Annotated in this window: 18 protein-coding genes; 7 read left to right on the top strand and 11 right to left on the bottom strand. The window is 73.3% G+C overall.

Annotated features, from left to right (window positions below; translation table 11 throughout):
- Positions 1-2: 2 nt before the first annotated feature.
- Together JWP64_RS10365 and JWP64_RS10360 are read left to right on the top strand one after the other, a co-directional pair.
- Positions 3-2357 carry a heavy metal translocating P-type ATPase gene (locus JWP64_RS10365; protein ID WP_297495223.1) on the top strand — a complete coding sequence of 785 codons (2355 nt, stop codon included), beginning with the start codon at positions 3-5 and terminating at the stop codon, positions 2355-2357.
- Positions 2358-2482: 125 nt separating this feature from the next.
- On the top strand, positions 2483-3106 hold the full coding sequence (locus JWP64_RS10360; RefSeq protein ID WP_297495221.1) for a TetR/AcrR family transcriptional regulator: 624 nt from the start codon (positions 2483-2485) through the stop codon (positions 3104-3106).
- A gap of 64 nt (positions 3107-3170) precedes the next feature.
- Here the strand turns inward: JWP64_RS10360 and JWP64_RS10355 are convergent, their stop codons facing one another.
- From JWP64_RS10355 to JWP64_RS10345, 3 genes are read right to left on the bottom strand one after another with little or no spacing between them, the layout of a single operon-like run.
- Positions 3171-4082: an alpha/beta fold hydrolase gene (locus JWP64_RS10355; protein ID WP_297495218.1), complete on the bottom strand. Its 912-nt coding sequence runs from the start codon at positions 4080-4082 to the stop codon at positions 3171-3173.
- Complete coding sequence (locus JWP64_RS10350; protein WP_297495215.1) at positions 4079-4993, bottom strand: diiron oxygenase; 915 nt, start codon at positions 4991-4993, stop codon at positions 4079-4081. The genes JWP64_RS10355 and JWP64_RS10350 overlap by 4 nt, the downstream gene beginning before the upstream one ends.
- Complete coding sequence (locus JWP64_RS10345; RefSeq protein WP_297495212.1) at positions 4990-5892, bottom strand: SDR family NAD(P)-dependent oxidoreductase; 903 nt, start codon at positions 5890-5892, stop codon at positions 4990-4992. The genes JWP64_RS10350 and JWP64_RS10345 overlap by 4 nt, the downstream gene beginning before the upstream one ends.
- A gap of 70 nt (positions 5893-5962) precedes the next feature.
- Between JWP64_RS10345 and JWP64_RS10340 the strand changes: the two genes are divergently transcribed.
- Genes JWP64_RS10340 through JWP64_RS10330 form a run of 3 tightly spaced genes read left to right on the top strand, consistent with a single transcriptional unit; the run spans position 5963 to position 7816 of the window.
- Positions 5963-6703, top strand: coding sequence for a TetR family transcriptional regulator (locus tag JWP64_RS10340; RefSeq protein ID WP_297495209.1), 741 nt, complete (start codon positions 5963-5965; stop codon positions 6701-6703).
- Positions 6696-7040 (top strand): DUF4873 domain-containing protein, encoded by a 345-nt coding sequence (locus JWP64_RS10335; protein WP_297495205.1) that lies wholly within the window; start codon positions 6696-6698, stop codon positions 7038-7040. The genes JWP64_RS10340 and JWP64_RS10335 overlap by 8 nt, the downstream gene beginning before the upstream one ends.
- A 47-nt stretch (positions 7041-7087) precedes the next feature.
- Complete coding sequence (locus JWP64_RS10330) at positions 7088-7816, top strand: GntR family transcriptional regulator (RefSeq protein ID WP_297495202.1); 729 nt, start codon at positions 7088-7090, stop codon at positions 7814-7816.
- Here JWP64_RS10330 and JWP64_RS10325 read toward each other — a convergent pair.
- The 3 genes from JWP64_RS10325 to JWP64_RS10315 form a co-directional block, all read right to left on the bottom strand.
- A complete protein-coding gene (locus JWP64_RS10325) occupies positions 7809-9059 on the bottom strand; it encodes an NRAMP family divalent metal transporter (RefSeq protein ID WP_297495199.1) in 1251 nt (416 codons plus the stop codon). The two genes, JWP64_RS10330 and JWP64_RS10325, sit on opposite strands and share 8 nt — an antisense overlap.
- Positions 9060-9253: 194 nt before the next feature.
- Positions 9254-9478 carry a DUF3107 domain-containing protein gene (locus JWP64_RS10320; RefSeq protein ID WP_297495196.1) on the bottom strand — a complete coding sequence of 75 codons (225 nt, stop codon included), beginning with the start codon at positions 9476-9478 and terminating at the stop codon, positions 9254-9256.
- 101 nt (positions 9479-9579) lie between these two features.
- Positions 9580-10227: a ferritin-like fold-containing protein gene (locus tag JWP64_RS10315; RefSeq protein WP_297495193.1), complete on the bottom strand. Its 648-nt coding sequence runs from the start codon at positions 10225-10227 to the stop codon at positions 9580-9582.
- A 460-nt stretch (positions 10228-10687) separates the two neighbouring features.
- On the opposite strand from JWP64_RS10315, the gene JWP64_RS10310 reads away from it, so the two are divergent.
- Together JWP64_RS10310 and JWP64_RS10305 are read left to right on the top strand one after the other, a co-directional pair.
- Entirely contained in the window at positions 10688-12391 is a 1704-nt protein-coding gene (locus JWP64_RS10310) for a DEAD/DEAH box helicase (RefSeq protein ID WP_366889709.1), read from the top strand.
- A gap of 84 nt (positions 12392-12475) precedes the next feature.
- Entirely contained in the window at positions 12476-13711 is a 1236-nt protein-coding gene (locus JWP64_RS10305; RefSeq protein WP_297495191.1) for a hypothetical protein, read from the top strand.
- An 18-nt stretch (positions 13712-13729) separates the two neighbouring features.
- Here the strand turns inward: JWP64_RS10305 and JWP64_RS10300 are convergent, their stop codons facing one another.
- From JWP64_RS10300 to JWP64_RS10280, 5 genes are all read right to left on the bottom strand, one after another.
- A complete protein-coding gene (locus tag JWP64_RS10300) occupies positions 13730-14029 on the bottom strand; it encodes a hypothetical protein (RefSeq protein WP_297495188.1) in 300 nt (99 codons plus the stop codon).
- Positions 14026-14832, bottom strand: a complete 807-nt coding sequence (locus tag JWP64_RS10295) for a PD-(D/E)XK nuclease family protein (protein WP_297495357.1) — start codon at positions 14830-14832, stop codon at positions 14026-14028. Before JWP64_RS10295 ends, JWP64_RS10300 begins: the two co-directional genes overlap by 4 nt.
- A 77-nt stretch (positions 14833-14909) precedes the next feature.
- Positions 14910-15773 (bottom strand): PHP domain-containing protein, encoded by an 864-nt coding sequence (locus JWP64_RS10290; RefSeq protein ID WP_297495185.1) that lies wholly within the window; start codon positions 15771-15773, stop codon positions 14910-14912.
- A 52-nt stretch (positions 15774-15825) separates the two neighbouring features.
- The gene (locus tag JWP64_RS10285) at positions 15826-16410 is read right to left on the bottom strand and encodes a PH domain-containing protein (RefSeq protein WP_297495182.1); all 585 of its coding nucleotides are present in this window, start codon (positions 16408-16410) and stop codon (positions 15826-15828) included.
- Between the two features lie 4 nt (positions 16411-16414).
- The gene (locus JWP64_RS10280; RefSeq protein ID WP_297495179.1) at positions 16415-16573 is read right to left on the bottom strand and encodes a hypothetical protein; all 159 of its coding nucleotides are present in this window, start codon (positions 16571-16573) and stop codon (positions 16415-16417) included.
- Between the last annotated feature and the right edge of the window lie 137 nt (positions 16574-16710).

The following is a 16710-nucleotide window of genomic DNA, read 5'->3' as shown; positions in this document are numbered from 1 at the left end:
GCATGACCACGCCGAGCACGGCGACGAACGAGGAGCGGACGCGCATCGAGCTCGCGATCGGCGGCATGACCTGCGCGTCGTGCGCCAACCGCGTCGAGCGCAAGCTCAACAAGCTGTCCGGCGTCGAGGCGTCGGTCAACTACGCGACGGAGAAGGCGCGGGTCAGCTACGCCGCCGACGTGACGCCCGAGCAGCTCGTCGCGACCGTCGAGGCCGCCGGCTACACCGCGGCACTCCCCGCGGCGGAGGACCCCGGCACGGCCGAGGAGCACGCTCGGGACCTGCGGGAACGCCTCGTCGTCAGCGCGCTGCTGGCCGTCCCGGTGATCGTGGTGTCGATGGTCCCGGCGTGGCAGTTCCTCTACTGGCAGTGGGTCGTGCTGGGCCTCGCGGCACCGGTCGTGCTGTGGGGCGCGTGGCCCTTCCACCGCGCCACCTGGACGAACCTGCGCCACGGCAGCGCGACGATGGACACCCTGGTCTCCCTCGGCACACTCGCCGCGCTCGGCTGGTCCGTCTACGCCCTGGTCCTCGGCACCGCGGGCATTCCGGGAATGACGCACCCGTTCGAGCTGACGGTCTCCCGCGGCTCCGGCGCGGACGCGATCTACCTCGAGGTGGCCGCCGGGGTCACCCTGTTCATCCTGGCCGGCCGGTACTTCGAGGCCCGGTCCAAGCGCACGGCCGGCGCGGCGCTGCGGGCGCTGCTGGAGCTCGGCGCGCAGGACGTCGCCGTCGTGCGGAACGGGCCGGGAGGGATCAGCACCGAGGAACGGATCCCGGTCGACGAGCTGGCCGTCGGGGACCTGTTCGTCGTCCGCCCCGGCGAGAAGGTCGCGACGGACGGCACGGTCTGTGAGGGCACGTCGGCGGTCGACGTGTCCATGCTGACCGGCGAGTCCGTCCCGGCCGAGGTCGGCCCGGACGATTCGGTGGCCGGCGGCTGCGTCAACGCGGGCGGCCGGCTGGTCGTGCGGGCCACCCGGATCGGCGCGGACACCCAGCTCGCCCGGATGGCGCAGCTCGTCGAGGACGCGCAGAGCGGGAAGGCCGCCGCCCAGCGGCTCGCGGACCGGATCTCCGGCGTGTTCGTGCCGATCGTGATCGCGCTGGCCGTCGGGACGCTCGGGTACTGGCTCGGGACGGGTGCGGGGGCCACCCGGGCGTTCACCGCGGCCGTCGCCGTCCTGATCATCGCCTGCCCGTGTGCGCTGGGCCTCGCGACGCCCACGGCGCTGCTGGTCGGCACCGGCCGCGGCGCGCAGCTCGGAGTGCTGATCAAGGGGCCGGAGGTCCTGGAGTCCACCCGCCGCGTGGACACGATAGTCCTGGACAAGACGGGCACGGTCACCACCGGCGTGATGACGCTGCTCGCGGTGCACGCGGCCGCACGCGAGTCCCGGGACCAGGTGCTGCGGCTCGCCGGCGCGGTCGAGAACGGCTCCGAACATCCCGTCGCCCGGGCGGTCGCGACCGCGGCGCGCGAGCGGTTCGGCGAGCTGCTGCGCGTCGGCGAGTTCGAGAACCGGCCCGGCCTGGGCGTGCAGGGGCTCGTCGCGGAGCTCGCGCAGCTGCCGGGTCTGCCCGCGCCGCTGCGGTCCCCGGCCGGTCCCGAGCCGCTGACGCCCGCGGGGGGCAGCGACCGGATCGTCGCGCACGCCGTGGCGGTCGGGCGGCCCGCGCTGCTGGCCGAACACGGCATCACGCTGCCGGAGTCCCTCGTCGAGGCGAAGGAGAAGGCGGAGTCCGAGGGCCGCACCGCCGTCGCCGTGAGCTGGGACGGGAAGGCGCGCGGGATCCTCGTCGTCGCCGACGCGGTGAAGCCGACGAGCGCCGACGCCGTCCGCCGGCTGCGGGACCTGGGCCTCACGCCGGTCCTGCTGACCGGGGACAACCGGGCCGCCGCCAGGTCCGTCGCGGCCGAGGTGGGGATCGATCCGAACTCGGTGATCGCCGAGGTCATGCCGGAGGACAAGGTCGCCGTCGTCGAGCGGCTGCGGGCCGAGGGCAAGGTCGTCGCGATGGTGGGCGACGGCGTGAACGACGCGGCGGCGCTCGCCACCGCGGACCTCGGGCTGGCCATGGGCACGGGCACGGACGTCGCGATCGAGGCGAGCGACCTGACGCTGGTCCGCGGGGACCTGCTCGCGGCCGTCGACGCGATCCGGCTCGCCCGGCGGACCCTCGGCACGATCCGCGGCAACCTGTTCTGGGCCTTCGCCTACAACGTCGCCGCGCTCCCGCTGGCCGCGGTGGGCCTGCTCAACCCGATGATCGCGGGGGCGGCGATGGCGTTCAGCTCGGTGTTCGTGGTCACCAACAGTCTCCGCCTGCGGCGGTTCCGCGGCACCGTCTGACGATCTCCCACATCGACCGCGGCCGAACCGGGTACGCCCCGTACAGGAAGTCGCGCGTTCTTCACCCCGTCGGGAGTTACCTGCGGGTAGCATCACCGCGCACGGCCTGCAGTGAGGAGTACACGATGACCGAGACCACCGCACCCGTGCAGCGGGGAGCCCGGCTGTCCCGAAGCGCACGGCGCGCCCAGCTCCTCGTGGCCGCCCGGGACGTCTTCGCCGCGCACGGCTACCACGCTGCCGCGATGGACGACATCGCCGAGAAGGCGGGCGTGAGCAAGCCGGTGCTCTACCAGCACTTCCCCGGCAAGCTCGAGCTGTACCGGGCGCTGCTCACCACCTACGCCGCCGAGCTCGTCTCCCGGGTCCGCGAGGCCATCTCCGAGACCGCGGACAACCGGGCCCGCGTGCATGCGGCCGTCGCGGCCTACTTCGACTTCGTCGCGGGCGAGGGCCACGCCTACCGGCTGGTGTTCGAGTCGGACCTGCGCGGCGAGCCCGAGGCCGCCGCCGTCGTCGACGGGGCGCTGACGAACTGCATCGACGCCGTCGCCGAGGTCGTCACGCAGGACGCGGGCCTGGACGAGGCCCGGGCGCGACTGCTCGCGGTCGGGCTGGTGGGCCTGAGCCAGGTCACCGCGCAGTACTGGCTGGACTCCCAGCAGGGCATCCCGCGGGACGAGGCGATCTCACTCATGTCCATGCTGGCCTGGAAGGGCCTCGCGGGCTTCCCGATGGTGCACGACTAGAGCTCAGCGGTGAGCCCGCCCCGTCCGTCGCGAGAGCCCTGCGACGGACGGGGCGGTCCCGTCCTCAGGCCGCCGACGAGCGCGTGGCGGCGGTGCGGGCCAGCGCGTGCAGGCGCGCGGACACCCCTGCCACCCGCTCGACCGGCAGCATGTGCCCGGCCTCCGGGAAGATCGTCAGCGACGCGTCCGGCAGCGCCTTGCGGATCCGGCGGGAGAACGACGACGGCGTGAGCCGGTCCTCGGACCCGACCATGATCTCCACCGGTACCTGCGCGAACGCGGCCAGCGCGGCGTCCCGCTCGTGCGCCTCCAGGGTCGGCCGGAAGCCGGAGACCGTGCTCGGCCGGCACTCCGCGACGACCTTCGTGGTCAGCCGGACCGCGCGGGCGTCCGCGTCGCTGCCCAGCAGCAGCCACTTCATCCCCGGCCGCAGCAGCCACGGGTGCCTGCTCAGGGCACGGCGGGTGTCCCAGCCGCGTGAGGCGTACATCCGGCGCTCGGCACGGCGGAACAGCTCGAGCTGCGCCGGCCGCAGGCCGAACGTCGCGTCCGCCAGCCCGCCGCTGGCCGTCGCGACGAGGGCGACGCCGGCGAGCCGCGCGGCCACGAGCTCCGGATGCCGCTCGGCGAGCGCCATCACGGTCATGCCGCCCATCGAGTGGCCGCCCAGGACCAGCGGCCCGTCCGGCGCGACCTGCTCGATCAGCGCCGCCAGGTCGTCCGCGAGCTGCTCGATCGTCAGCGTCGACGGGTCGGCGGTGTCCGAGCGGCCGTGCCCCCTGTGGTCGTAGCGGACGACGCGCACCGGGAGCCCGGCCCCGACCAGCGAGTCGGCGACGGGCTCCCAGCAGCGCGAGTCCAGCGTCCAGCCGTGCGCGAGCACGACGGTCACCGGGGCCTCGGTACCGGAACTTCCCCTGGCTGCCCCGGTGACCTCGGCGTGCAGCTCGAGGCCGTCCGCGGACCGGACCCTCATACCAGGTAGGCCTTCCGCCACAGGACCTCCGTCGGGCCGCCGATCAGGTCCTGCTCGCGCAGGAACGCGACGCACTTGCGGGCGGACCAGCGCAGGGTCTCCTGCCAGTTCGGGTTCGCCAGCGCGGCCTTGCGGCCGACCTCGGGGTCGATCCCGACGCTGCGGTAGACCTCGGGGTGGATGATGTTCCGCGCGACGACGAACGCGATCCGCGAGAGCAGGTAGCGCCCGATCTCCTTCTGCACCCGGCTGGTCTTCGGCATGATCCGCGCCAGCTCCTCGCGGGCGTAGCGGACGTGCCGCGCCTCCTCGGTCACGTGGATCTTGTTGACCATGCGTGTGAGCGGCTGCACCGACTCGTCGCGCATGCTCCTGCGCTGCATCTGGTCGAGGATCTCCTCGACGAACAGCGTGCCGCCGAACATCGCGGGGCCGTAGCCGACCGTCTTGAACAGCCGGCCCAGGTTGTGCGTGAGCCCGGTCGGCGCGTAGTCCGGGACGCCGTAGGCCTCGGTCATCTTGGCGAACATGATCGAGTGCCGGCACTCGTCCGCGATCTCGGTGAGCGCGTACTGGATGTGGCTGCGGCGCGGGTCCCGGTCGTAGGCGTAGCGCAGCAGCATCTGCATGAGGATCATCTCGAACCACAGGCCGATGCGCGCGACGCTGCACACCTCGTGGATCGTCAGCGTCCGCCGCTGCTCCTCGGTGAGCCCGTCCCACAGCTCGGTGCCGTAGAGGCTGGACAGCTCGGGCGAGATGCCCCACTTGCCCTCGACGAGCGGGGCGTCCCAGTCGATGTCCAGGTTCGGGTCGTACGAGTGGTCGACCGAGGACTTCAGCAGCCGCTCGGCCGTGGCCTCGCGGTCGTTCAGGGTCTTCGTGGGCTTGTCTGCGGTGGGGGCGCTCATGAGGTGCTCCTCTCCGTCGCGGGGGCGGTCTCCTGCACTACTGCGGGGACGTCGCGGCCGGTCAGCCTGCGGACCAGGCCCGCCGCGACGGGCGACGAGTCGAAGTGGCCGGTGGCGGCCTGCTTGCGCAGGCGCCGGACGACGCCTGAGCCGACGATCGTGGGGATGTGCCGTCCGGCCCAGAGCTCGAGCTGGCCGGCGCGGGTGCCGGCGGTGTCCCGCGGCGGCCGGGTGGCCGCGAGCGCGCGGACGACCGTGCCGACGATGTCCTCGACCTCCTCGCGGCGGACCTGCCCCTCCAGGGCGAGCCCGACCTCGCGGCCGGCGTCGTGGATCGGCGTCCGCACGTAGCCCGGGTACACCGTGCTGACGTACAGCTCCGTGCCGTACTCGAGGCGCAGGGCGTCGGCATAGGCGGCCATCCCGCGCTTCGCGACGCTGTAGGCCGAGACGAACGGGAGCGTCAGGTAGGCGAGCTCGCTGGACACGAACACCACGCGGCCCTTGGCGCCCCCACGGTCCGCCCGGCCCGCCATCAGCGCGGGCAGCGCCGCGGCCGTGACCCGCCACGCCCCGAGCAGGTTGGTGTCGATGACCTTCATCGCGTCCGGCTCGAGCGGGCCGCCCGCGTCGTTCGGCGTGCCGATGCCGGCGTAGTGCACCACCGCGTCCAGGCCGCCGAGCTGCTCGACCGCGGTGGCCACCGCCTGGTCGACCGCGGCCTCGTCGGTGATGTCGCAGGCGACGATTCCGTCCCCGGCGACCCGGTCCAGCCCCACGACCTTCGCACCCTGTTCACGCAGCCGCTGCACCGTCGGCGCACCGAACCCGCCCGCGGCCCCCGTGATCAGCACACGGGAGCCCGGGGCCACCGCTCGTCGGGATCTGGGATGAGACACCGTCGGCTCTCCTCTCGTCGAAGGCCACCGGCGCTTGCTGTTACCGCCGGTAACTGTTACCACTGGTAACGTGCCGCACGACACGCCAGCTGTCAAGAGGAACGACCGCTCCGTCCGCAACACCGAACGTCGGGCCGAACGCCGCGCCGAGATGGTCGACGCGGCGATGGACGCGGTGCGCGAGCACGGCGCGGGGGTCTCCGTCGCGGATATCGCGAAGCGCGCCGGGATCACCAAACCCGTGCTCTACCGGCACTTCGCCGACCGCGCGGACCTGCAGCGAGCGGTCGGCGAGAAGAGCGCCGAGCTGCTGATGGAACGCATCTTCACGGCGCTGGAGGCCGCGGACTCGGAGGCGGACGAGGCCGCTCTGATCGCGCACATCGTCGATGCGTTTCTCGCCGGCATCGAGGACGAGCCGGAGCTCTGGCGCTTCGTCGTGCACAACACCGCCGAGCGCGAGGCCGGCAGCGAGATCGTCGAGGACGTGCAGGAACGGATCGCCCGGCTGCTCTCGATCCTGATCGGCGAGCGGCTGCGCGCGGCGGGCCTGGACTCCGGTGGCGCCGAGGTGTGGGCGCTCGGCCTCGTCGGGATGGTGAAGAACGCTGGCGACTGGTGGCTCGAACGCCGCACCATGAGCCGCGCCGCGCTGACCAGCTACCTGACCACGCTCATCTGGGGCGGACTGGGCGGCGTGCTCGCGGCCGCGGCCCCGACCCGTGGCACCCCAGCTCCCGGCACCCCGGCTCCCGACACCCCGCTCCGCGCCGTGCCCGACCCCCGCGAGAAGGAGAGAGACCATGCCTGAGACCCACGCAGAGCAGGTTGAGCACGACCACGACGAAGCGGGTTACACCGGCGCCGCGACCCTGACGCTTGACGGCGAGGAGGTGCCGGTCCGGGTCCAGATCCTGGTCCAGCACGAGCCCCACGACGGCCGGTTGCACTGGTTCGGCCGGGTGGACCGGACCGAGCGGCTCACCGACCTGCTGGGCGGCCGGGGCGGCGACGTCGAGTTCCGGACCGAGCACGGCAGCGCGGCCGCGACGATCGGCGACGTCGACCTGTGGGGCCGCTACCGGCTCAGCGGGACGGGCCGCCCGCCGTTCCCCCTCGACGAGCCGCCCCCGCCCGAGGACGACTGACCCGGCGAATTGTCGGACGATCCGACAGCGCCCGCTAGCCTGGGCGCATGCCCGCCAGCACGCCCCGCGCCGGATGGACCGCCTCGCTCTCCCGGCAGCGCGAGACGCTGCACGCGGCCTCGACGGCGGCGCGCGTGGCGGACCTGCTCCGCGCCCAGGTGCTCGACGGCGAGCTGCGCCCGGGCGTGCAGCTGGGCGAGGAGGCGCTCGTCGAGGCGCTCGGCGTCTCCCGCAACACCATCCGCGAGGGGCTGCAGATCCTCGGGCACGAGCGACTGGTGGAGCACCGGCGGCACCGCGGCGTGTTCGTCCGGCAGCTGAGCCGTGGCGACCTCGCGGACCTGTGCGGGCTGCGCCGTTCCCTGGAGACCGGTGCCCTGCGCGAGGCCGCGGCACTCGACGGCCCGCTCGATCCCGAGCTCGTCGCCGCGGTGCAGGCCGCGGCGGCGGAGGGTGTCGAGGCCGTCGCCCGGGAGGACTGGACGGCCGTCGGAACGGCCAACTCCCGCTTCCACCTCGGGCTGGCCGCGCTGCCGGGCAACCCCCGCATCGACAGCGCGATCCGCAGCCTGCTCGCCGAGCTCCGGCTGGCGTTCCTGCTGGTCGCGGACGCGCGGGAGATGCACGAGCGCTACGTCCCCGCCCACGTCGAGCTCGCCACGCAGATCGCCGCCGGACGGCTCGACGACGCGGCGGTGACCCTGGAGCGGTACCTGCGCCGCTCCCAGCGCCACCTGATCGCGGCCTACGCCGCCGCCGTCGAGCAGATCAGCTGAAGATCTTCGGCAGGTCCGCCAGCGAGCGGACCCCTGCGTAGACGGTGAACAGCCAGGCCGCGACGCCGACCAGCAGGATCCAGCGCGGGTAGGTCGCCCCCTGCAGCAGGTCGCGCCGGCGCCAGGCGATCCACAGCATGATGCCGAGTCCGAACGGCAGGATCAGGCCGTTGAACGCCCCGGCGAACACGAGCAGCGCCGCGGGGGTCTGGCCGACGACCAGGTACAGCACGGTCGAGACCGCGATGAAGACGCTGATGCTCAGGTTGAACCGGCGCGCGACGGGCGGGGCGAGCGTCTTGAGGAACGTCGCCGAGGTGAACGAGGCGCCGATGGTGCTCGTCATGCCCGCCGTCCAGAAGACCAGGCCGAACAGCGCCAGCCCGACCGGTCCGACGGCCGCGGCGAACGCCGAGCCCACCGGGTCCGACGTGGACAGCACCGCACCCGCGGTGACGGCGCCGAGGATGCCCAGGAACAGCAGCAGCCGCAGCGCCCCGGTGATCAGGATGCCGTTGACCGAGCCGCGGGCGATCGCCTTCAGGTTCTCCGGCCCGGTCGTGCCGGACTCGATCAGCCGGTGCGCCCCGGCGTAGGTGATGTAGCCGCCGACGGTGCCGCCGATGAGCGTGAGGACGGGCAGGAAGTCCAGCCCGACCGGGGCGAACGTGCGGACGACAGCCTCGCCGACGGGCGGGGTGGTGACGACGCAGATGTACGCGATCAGACCGATCTTGATCGTGCCGAGGACGATCACGGCCTTGTCCAGCGTCCCGTCCAGCGCCTTGTAGGAGAAGATCAGGATCGCCAGCGCGGCGCTGAGCACCACCCCGATCCGGGGCTCGAGCCCGAAGAGGTTCTTCAGCCCCTGCCCGGTCGCGCTGAGGTTGCCGGTGCAGAAGACGAGCCCGCCGAGGGTGATCAGGCCGGCCAGGACGTATCCGGAGCCGGGGACGACCTTGTTGGCCAGGTCCTGGGCCCGGAGACCCGAGAGCCCGACGACCCGCCAGACGTTCAGCTGGATGGCGACGTCGATGACGATGCTGGCGACGATCGCGGCGGCGAAGGACGCGCCGTAGCGGGCGGTGAACGTGCCGGTCTGGGAGATGAAGCCCGGTCCCGCCGCGGACATCGCCATCAGGAACATCGCGCCGACGACGGCGATCGTGCGCTTCGGGTCGTACGCCCTGGCCGGGGCGACGGTCGTGTCGACGTCCGGTCCGGCACTGTCCGGATGACCCATGGAATCTCCCTGCTCGTGTCGACGTCGGCCACGGCCGTGAGCCCAGTCGCACCGGTTTCGTTGAGCGTAAGGATTGTTCAACAATCGGTCGACGCAGGGGTCATTACCGCTGTGTTTCGGGATTCGCTGGTCAGGCCCGGGAAACACGAACGGCCGGCCCCCGAGGGGACCGGCCGTTCGAGGGGACTCGGGTGTCAGGAGCCGAAGCCGACCCGTGCCGGCGACGCGGGAGCGATCTCGATGTAGGAGATGCGCGCGGCGGGCACGAGGAAGCGGCGCCCCTTGTCGTCGACGAGGGCGAGCGTCCCGTCGGCGGACTTCATCGCCTCGTTGACCAGGGCCTCCACCTCCTCGGGCGTCTGGCCGCTGGACACCACGAGCTCCCGCGGGCTCTCCGCGATGCCGATCTTGACCTCCACCGGGGAACCTCCTGGTGACGATGATGGGATGACGAACGTCAGGCTAGTCGAGCCGGCGGCGCGGGCGCGGCACGGGCCGTCCACCGTGGGCGAACGCGTCCTCAGTTCAGCCCGAGTGCCGCCATCCGCTTCCCGTGATTGGACTGCAGCCGCTTGATCAGCGCCGCGATCCCCGCGATGTCCCCGGACCCCCGGACGATGAAGTCCGCGAGCTCGTCCCGCTCCGCCACGATGTGCTGGGCCTGGGTGACCGCCTCGCCGAGCAGCCGGCGGCCCCAGAGCGCGAGCCGGTCCCGGACCTGCCGGTTCTGCGCGCAGGCGGACCTGACCTCACGCTCGGCGAACGCGCTGTGCCCGGTGTCCGCGAGAACCTTCTCGACCAGCTCCCCCGTCGGGTCGTCGACCCAGCCGGCGACCTCGCGGTAGAAGTCCGCGGCCAGACCGTCGCCGACGTAGGCCTTGACCAGGGACTCCAGCCAGGTCCGCGGCCGGGTGGAGGCGTGGTAGGCGTCCAGCGGGGCGACGAACGGCGTCATCGCCTCCTCGACCGTCACGCCGAACCGCTCCAGGTGCTCCTCCAGCAGCCGGAAGTGCCCCATCTCCGCCGCGGCCATCACCGAGAGCTGACGGCGTCCGCTCAGCGTCGGCGCGGTGCGCGCGTCCGCGGCGAGGCGGTCGAACCCGGAGAGCTCGCCGTAGGCCAGGACACCGAGGAGGTCCACCGTCGCCCGGGAGGTACTGCCGTTCACCCTGTTCTCCGTACGCTCGTACCCACCGTCGGAGACGGTGCCGGACTCGCCCACCATGGTCAGCGAGCGTAGCCGTTCGATCAGGCGGCGCACGTCACCCGGCCCGAGCGGCCCGCAACGTGCCCCGACGTGGCCTTTCGGGGTACCATCGGGTCAGCGATGCGCGATCGGGGTCGCAACCCCGGGGCCTCCCGAGGCTCCTTTTCTTGCCCCGTAGCGCCGCGCACACCGAGCGAACCGCCGGGAAACGGGTCGGCGCCACCGGCGCCCGACTCACCGGCATCTCGCACAGACATGGTGCGTACAGCGCCTCGACGGCTCTCCCACCCGGGCTCCCAGGTGGTCGGACGAGCCGCTCCAGGGAATCTGTACGCGGAGAGAGGCGATCATCCTGTCCGTTCCGAGCGATTCCTTCGGCGAGTCCGCCGAGATCGACATTCCCGACACACTGGACACAACCGTGGAGGCGGGCACCCCGGACCCGGAGGCCCTCGACGAGGCCCACCCGCTCCAGGGCGGCGCTCCGGTCAAGAAGGAGTCCCCCACCTTCGCCGAGCTGGGCGTCCGCCCCGAGATCGTGCAGGCGCTGGCCGAGGCCGGCATCGAGCGCACGTTCGCGATCCAGGAGCTCACCCTCCCGCTGGCCCTCGCCGGCGAGGACGTCATCGGCCAGGCCCGCACGGGCATGGGCAAGACCCTCGGCTTCGGCGTTCCGCTGCTGCAGCGTGTGACCCCGCCGTCGGAGCAGCCCGCCGCCACCGCCGAGGGCGACGCCGCGGACCGTACTCGCGACGTGCCGCAGGCCCTCGTCGTCGTCCCCACCCGTGAGCTGTGCGTCCAGGTCGCCAAGGACCTCGCGGACGCCGGCAGCCACCTCGGCGTCCGGGTCACCGCGATCTACGGCGGCCGGGCCTACGAGCCGCAGCTCGCGGCGCTGCGCAAGGGCGTGGACGTCGTCGTCGGTACCCCCGGCCGCCTGCTGGACCTCGCCGAGCAGCGCCACCTGGTGCTCGGCCGCGTCAAGGCACTCGTCCTGGACGAGGCGGACGAGATGCTCGACCTCGGCTTCCTGCCGGACGTCGAGCGGATCATGCGCATGCTCCCCGACGAGCGGCACACGATGCTCTTCTCGGCCACCATGCCGGGCCCGATCATCGCGCTCTCCCGGGCGTTCCTGAAGCAGCCGACGCACATCCGCGCCGAGGAGTCGGACCAGGGTTCGGTCCACGAGCGCACCCGCCAGCTCGTCTACCGCGCGCACGCGATGGACAAGGTCGAGCTGCTCACCCGCGTCCTGCAGGCCAAGGACCGCGGCCTGACGATGATCTTCGCGCGGACCAAGCGCACCGTGCAGCGCGTCGCGGACGACCTCGCGGACCGCGGGTTCGCCGCCGCCGCCGTGCACGGAGACCTCGGCCAGGGGGCCCGTGAGCAGGCGCTCCGGGCGTTCCGCGCCGGCAAGGTCGACGTCCTGGTGGCCACGGACGTCGCGGCCCGCGGCATCGACGTCACCGACGTCACGCACGTCGTGAACTACCAGTGCCCCGAGGACTCCAAGACCTACGTCCACCGGATCGGCCGCACCGGCCGCGCCGGCAAGGAGGGCGTCGCGGTCACGCTCGTGGACTGGGACGAGATCCCGAAGTGGAAGATGGTCTCGGACGACCTGAAGCTCGGCCTCGACGAGCCGGCCGAGACCTACTCCACGTCGGACCACCTGTTCACGGACCTGGAGATCCCGACCAACGCCACCGGCCGGCTGCCGCACTCCAAGCGCACCCGCGCCGGGCTCGAGGCCGAGTACGTGGACACCGAGGGCGACCACGGCGGCCGGAACAAGAAGCGCAACGGCCGGGACGACCGCCGCGCCGCCCCGGCCCCGGAGGCGGAGGCGGACCGTCCGGCCCGTTCGGACCGGGCCACCCGCCAGCGCACCCGCCGCCGTTCCGGCGTGCCCGTGGCCGGCGAGGCCCAGCCCGTCGCGGCGGGCGTCGCCGCCGGCCCCGAGGCCGCTCCCGCCACCGGCCCGGAGGTCACCGCCTCCACCGGCACGGACGGCGAAGGCGCCCCGCGCCGTCGTCGTCGCCGTGGCGGTCGCCGCCGCGGTGGCTCCGGCGAGGGCACCACGGCGGGAGTCGAGCAGCAGGACGCCGCCGCCAGCTGACCCAGCAGGACATGACACCGGCCCGGCCCCCACCTCGGGGGCCGGGCCGGTGTCGTGTCCGCTCCTGTGTGGCAGGGTGCTGAGGTGCTCCGCCGCAGGCCGATCCGCCCCGAACGCCGGCGTCCTGCGGACGTCGTCGCGGCCGTCGCGATCGTCGTGGTGCTCGTGGTCGCCGCGGTCGTCTACGGCACGCACAGTCCCCTCGCCGGGACGGACTCCGTTCCCGCCGCGGGCCCCGGCACCGCGCCGGAGGCCCCGCTGGACGTCCCGGACGCGTTCGCCGAGGCCTGGCGCGCGCCCAGCTCCGCCGCGCCGCTGCCCGTCACCGCCGGCCCGGGCGTCGTGACCGCGGACGGCGGGACCGTCACCGGCCGGGACGCCGCCACCGGGGCCGAGCGCTGGCACTACACGCGGGACCGGCAGCTGTGCACCGTCGCGGAGGGCTTCGGCCGGGTTCTCGCGCTCTACCACGACGACGAGCACTGCAGCGAGCTGGCGGCGCTCGACGGGGACCTCGGCACGCGCAAGGACCAGCGGACCGTCGACGCCCGGCCCGGCGCCCGGCTGCTCACCAGCGGCAGCCAGGTCGTCGTCACCGGCCCGGACCACACCGAGGCCATGCGCTCGGACCTGGTCAAGACCCTGGAGTACGGCGTGATCACCGCGCCCGCGCAGCCCGGACGGCAGCCCCGCAGCGGCTGCACGTACCACTCGTTCGCCGCGACAGCCGGTCGGCTCGGCGTCGTCGAATCCTGCCCGACGGACACCGCGGACCGGATCACGGTGCTGCGCCCGGACGGCGGCGGGGACGCCGACACCCCGCAGATCACGTTCTCCAGCCAGCTCCCGACGACGGGTGCGCAGGTCGTCGCCCTCTCCGCCGAGCGCACGGCCGTGGTCCTGCCCGGCCCGCCCGAGCTGCAGATCCTCGACGCCAAGGGCGCCCAGGTCTCGCTCGTCGGGCTGGACATCCCGGAGTCGGAGGTCGCGCCACCCCCGGACGGCGTGGCCGTGACCGCCTCGGACACGCAGCGGACCTACTGGTGGAGCGGCTCGAGCACGATCGCGCTGGACCGCACCGCACTGGCCCCGCTGTGGACCCTGAAGGGCACGCTGGGCCCCGGGACGAGCTACGCGGGCCAGTGGCTGGTCCCCGTCCCGCGCGGCCTCGCCGTCGTCGACCCGACGCGGGGTGTGGTGCGCCGGACCGTGCCGGTGGACCGGGGTGACTACTCGGGGCCGGTCGCGCTGGCGACCAAGGGCGACGTGCTCGTCGAGCAGCGGGGCACCGAGGCCGTGGCCCTGCGGCCCGCGGGCTGATCAGACATGTGTACCGGGTCAGAACAGCCAGTACCAGGCCACGACCGCCGAGACCAGCACGATCGCCGCCCAGGCGGCCAGCACGCCCGCCCGGTCCCGGCGCCGGTCCGCCACGACCTGCGCGACGACGGCCACCACCGCGGCCGCTCCGTGCCCCAGCAGCATCCCCGTCCCCGGACCCGCGGTGCCCGTCCGCGTTGTCGTCGCCCAACCCGCCAGCAGGATCACGGTGACCCCGACGAGCCCGGCGGCGAGCACCCCGGACACGCCGCGCAGCAGGCGCCCGGCGCGGGAGGTGCGGGTACGGGACGTGGTCACGGCGCCAGCAACGCCCACGGGTCGAGCTCGGGCGCGGCGGCCCGGCCCTCGGGGCAGTGCCGCCGGACGGGGCAGGTGGAGCAGTGCGGCGCCGTCCGCGGCGGGTAGCCGCCGCCGTCCGCCGCCGCGGTGATCTCGGCGGCCGTCGCCTCGGCGCGGGCGACGTGCCCGGCCAGCGACGTGTCGTCGTGCTCCCAGGCGGCGACCCGCCCGCTGGGCAGGTGGTGCAGCTCGACGCGGGTGCAGCCGCGGCGCAGCGTGTGCGCCGCGGCGACGGCGTAGAGCGCGAGCGCGGGCGAGTCCCGGGCATCCTCGGGTTCGGGCACCCGGCGCCCGGTCTTGTAGTCGACGATCACGGCGTCGCCGTCGCGGGAGTCGATCCGGTCGACCCGCCCCTCGGCGACGATCGAGCCGACCGCCCCGGACACCCACCGCTCGACGGCCAGGGGTTCCTCCGCGTCCGGCCCGGTCACGTGCTCGGCGCAGTACTCCGCCAGCCAGTCCCTCGCCCGTTCCCGGTACTCGGCCTGCTGGGCGTCGTCCCGGTAGCCCTCGCCGGACCAGTTCCGGTCGACGAGCGCGGCGGCCGTCTCCGGCGTGCGCCGGGCGACCGGCAGCGCGTGCAGAGCCCGGAGGGCGAGGTGGACGACGGCGCCGAGCGTGCTGTGCGCCCAGGCTCCGCCCCGGGCCGGCGCGGGCCGGTCGACGTAGGTCATCCGGTAGCGCCGCGGACAGGCCTCCCAGGTGGCGAGGCGGGCGGGGGTGACCCGGACCAGCGGCCGGACCCAGTCCGTGTCGTCCAGGAGGTCGAACCCGAGCTGCTCACCGCCAGATCTGTCGCGCGCGGCACCCACGCGGCAACGGTACCGAGCGCAGCTGCTCAGCCCGTCAGCGGCTCGACCCCGCTCGCCTGCGCCAGCAGCGCCTCGAGCGCGTCCGGCGCGGTGGTCTCGGCGCCGATCGGGGTCGTCTTGTTGGTCCCGTGGTAGTCGCTGGACCCCGTCGTGACCAGGCCGAGCTCGCCGGCGAGCCCCCGCAGCGTCGCGCGGTCCTCCGGGGAGTGGTCCGGGTGGTCGACCTCGACGCCGCCCAGGCCCTCCTCCGCGAGGTCCGCGAGCACCGACGTCTCGATCACGCGGCCGCGCTTGCGGGCCAGGGCGTGCGCGAAGACGGGCACTCCGCCGGCCTCGCGGACCATCCGCACCGCCGTCTCGACGGGGGTGTCCGCCTTCTCGACGTAGTACTTGCTGTCGTTGTGCAGCAGCTTCGCGAACGCCTCGTCGACCGACGCCACGATGCCGGCCCGGATCAGCGCCTGCCCCAGGTGCGGGCGGCCGGGTGTGGTGCCCTCGGGCAGGTCAGCGAACACGGTCCCGGGATCGACGGGGTAACCGTCCTCGGCGAGCTTGGCCACCATCTTGACCAGCCGCTGCGAGCGTTCCTCGCGCAGCCGCGCCTGCTCGTCGACGATCGCGGGATGCTCGGGGTCGAACAGGTAACCGAGCAGGTGGACCGAGACCGTGCCCCCGCGCCCGTCCGGGCTCACGCAGGAGAACTCCGCGCCGCGGACCAGCTGCATCCCTGCGGAGAGCGCCGCGGCGGCGCGGGCCCAGCCGCCAGTCGTGTCGTGGTCGGTGAGCGCCAGGGTCGTGATGCCGGCGGCCGCCGCGGTCGCGACGAGCTCCTCGGGCGTCTCGGTGCCGTCGGAGACGACGGAGTGGGTGTGCAGATCGATCCGGGTCACCTGCCGACCCTAGACCGGGCGTCTCGATCACGGCCCCGGCCGGAAGGACCGGTCAGCCCCGGCGCCAGCGTGGACGCGCGAGCATGCCGGTGGCGCGGGTCTTGCCCTTCTCGCCGAAGACGAGTTCGGAGAGCGCCTCGTAGATCTCCTCGGGGCGCGGCATGTAGTCGATCCGGTTCAGCGCCTGGATCTGGCCCGCGGACTCCACGACGAGCGTGCCGTAGCCGAGGATCCGGCCGCCGAAGCTGCGCTGGAAGGTCAGGTCCGTGACCTTGCCCAGCGGCATCATGCCGACCTTGTGGGTGATGATCCCCTGGGCGAGCATCACGCGCTTGTCCGTGATCACGATGCGCTCGATCCACCACAGGATCGTGTTGATCGTGAACCGCGCGACCGCGACCAGCGCGAGGTAGAACGTCAGGTTGTCCACGACGCGCTCGCCGATGGCGAGCGACCCGTCCGAGGCGGAGCCGCCGCCGAGGATGCCGTCGAGGTACCGCTCGATCACCACCATCGCCAGCACGAACAGCGCGGTCTGGACGATGTGCTTGGCCATCACCGCCCAGTGCTGGCGCACGCGGATGACGCGCCGCTCCGTGGGGAGCAGGTACTCGTCGATCTCGCGGGGCGCCAGCACGGGGTCAGAACAAGTTGGTGAAGAAGGTGGTGACCGACTGTGCGGAGTTGTACAGGATGTTGCCGATGTTGCCCACCGACTCGGACGCGCCGTTCGGATTGGTCAGGATGAAGAACACCACAAGAGCAACGACGAGGAGCGTCACGAGCTTCTTGACGTTCACACGACCACCGTTCAGGCCCGAGGACAGGTTGCAAGATCATGTCTACCGGAGACCGGCCCGGACGGGTACCGGCCACGCGGGGAGCGTACCGCTCCGGGCGACGACGCACGGTAGCGAAACATCACCTATCCAGGGGT

The organism is Pseudonocardia sp., assembly GCF_025465255.1.
Taxonomy (GTDB): Bacteria; Actinomycetota; Actinomycetes; order Mycobacteriales; family Pseudonocardiaceae; genus Pseudonocardia.
The sequence above is the reverse complement of the archived record's forward strand: the minus strand, read 5'-3'. Positions and strand labels throughout refer to the sequence as shown.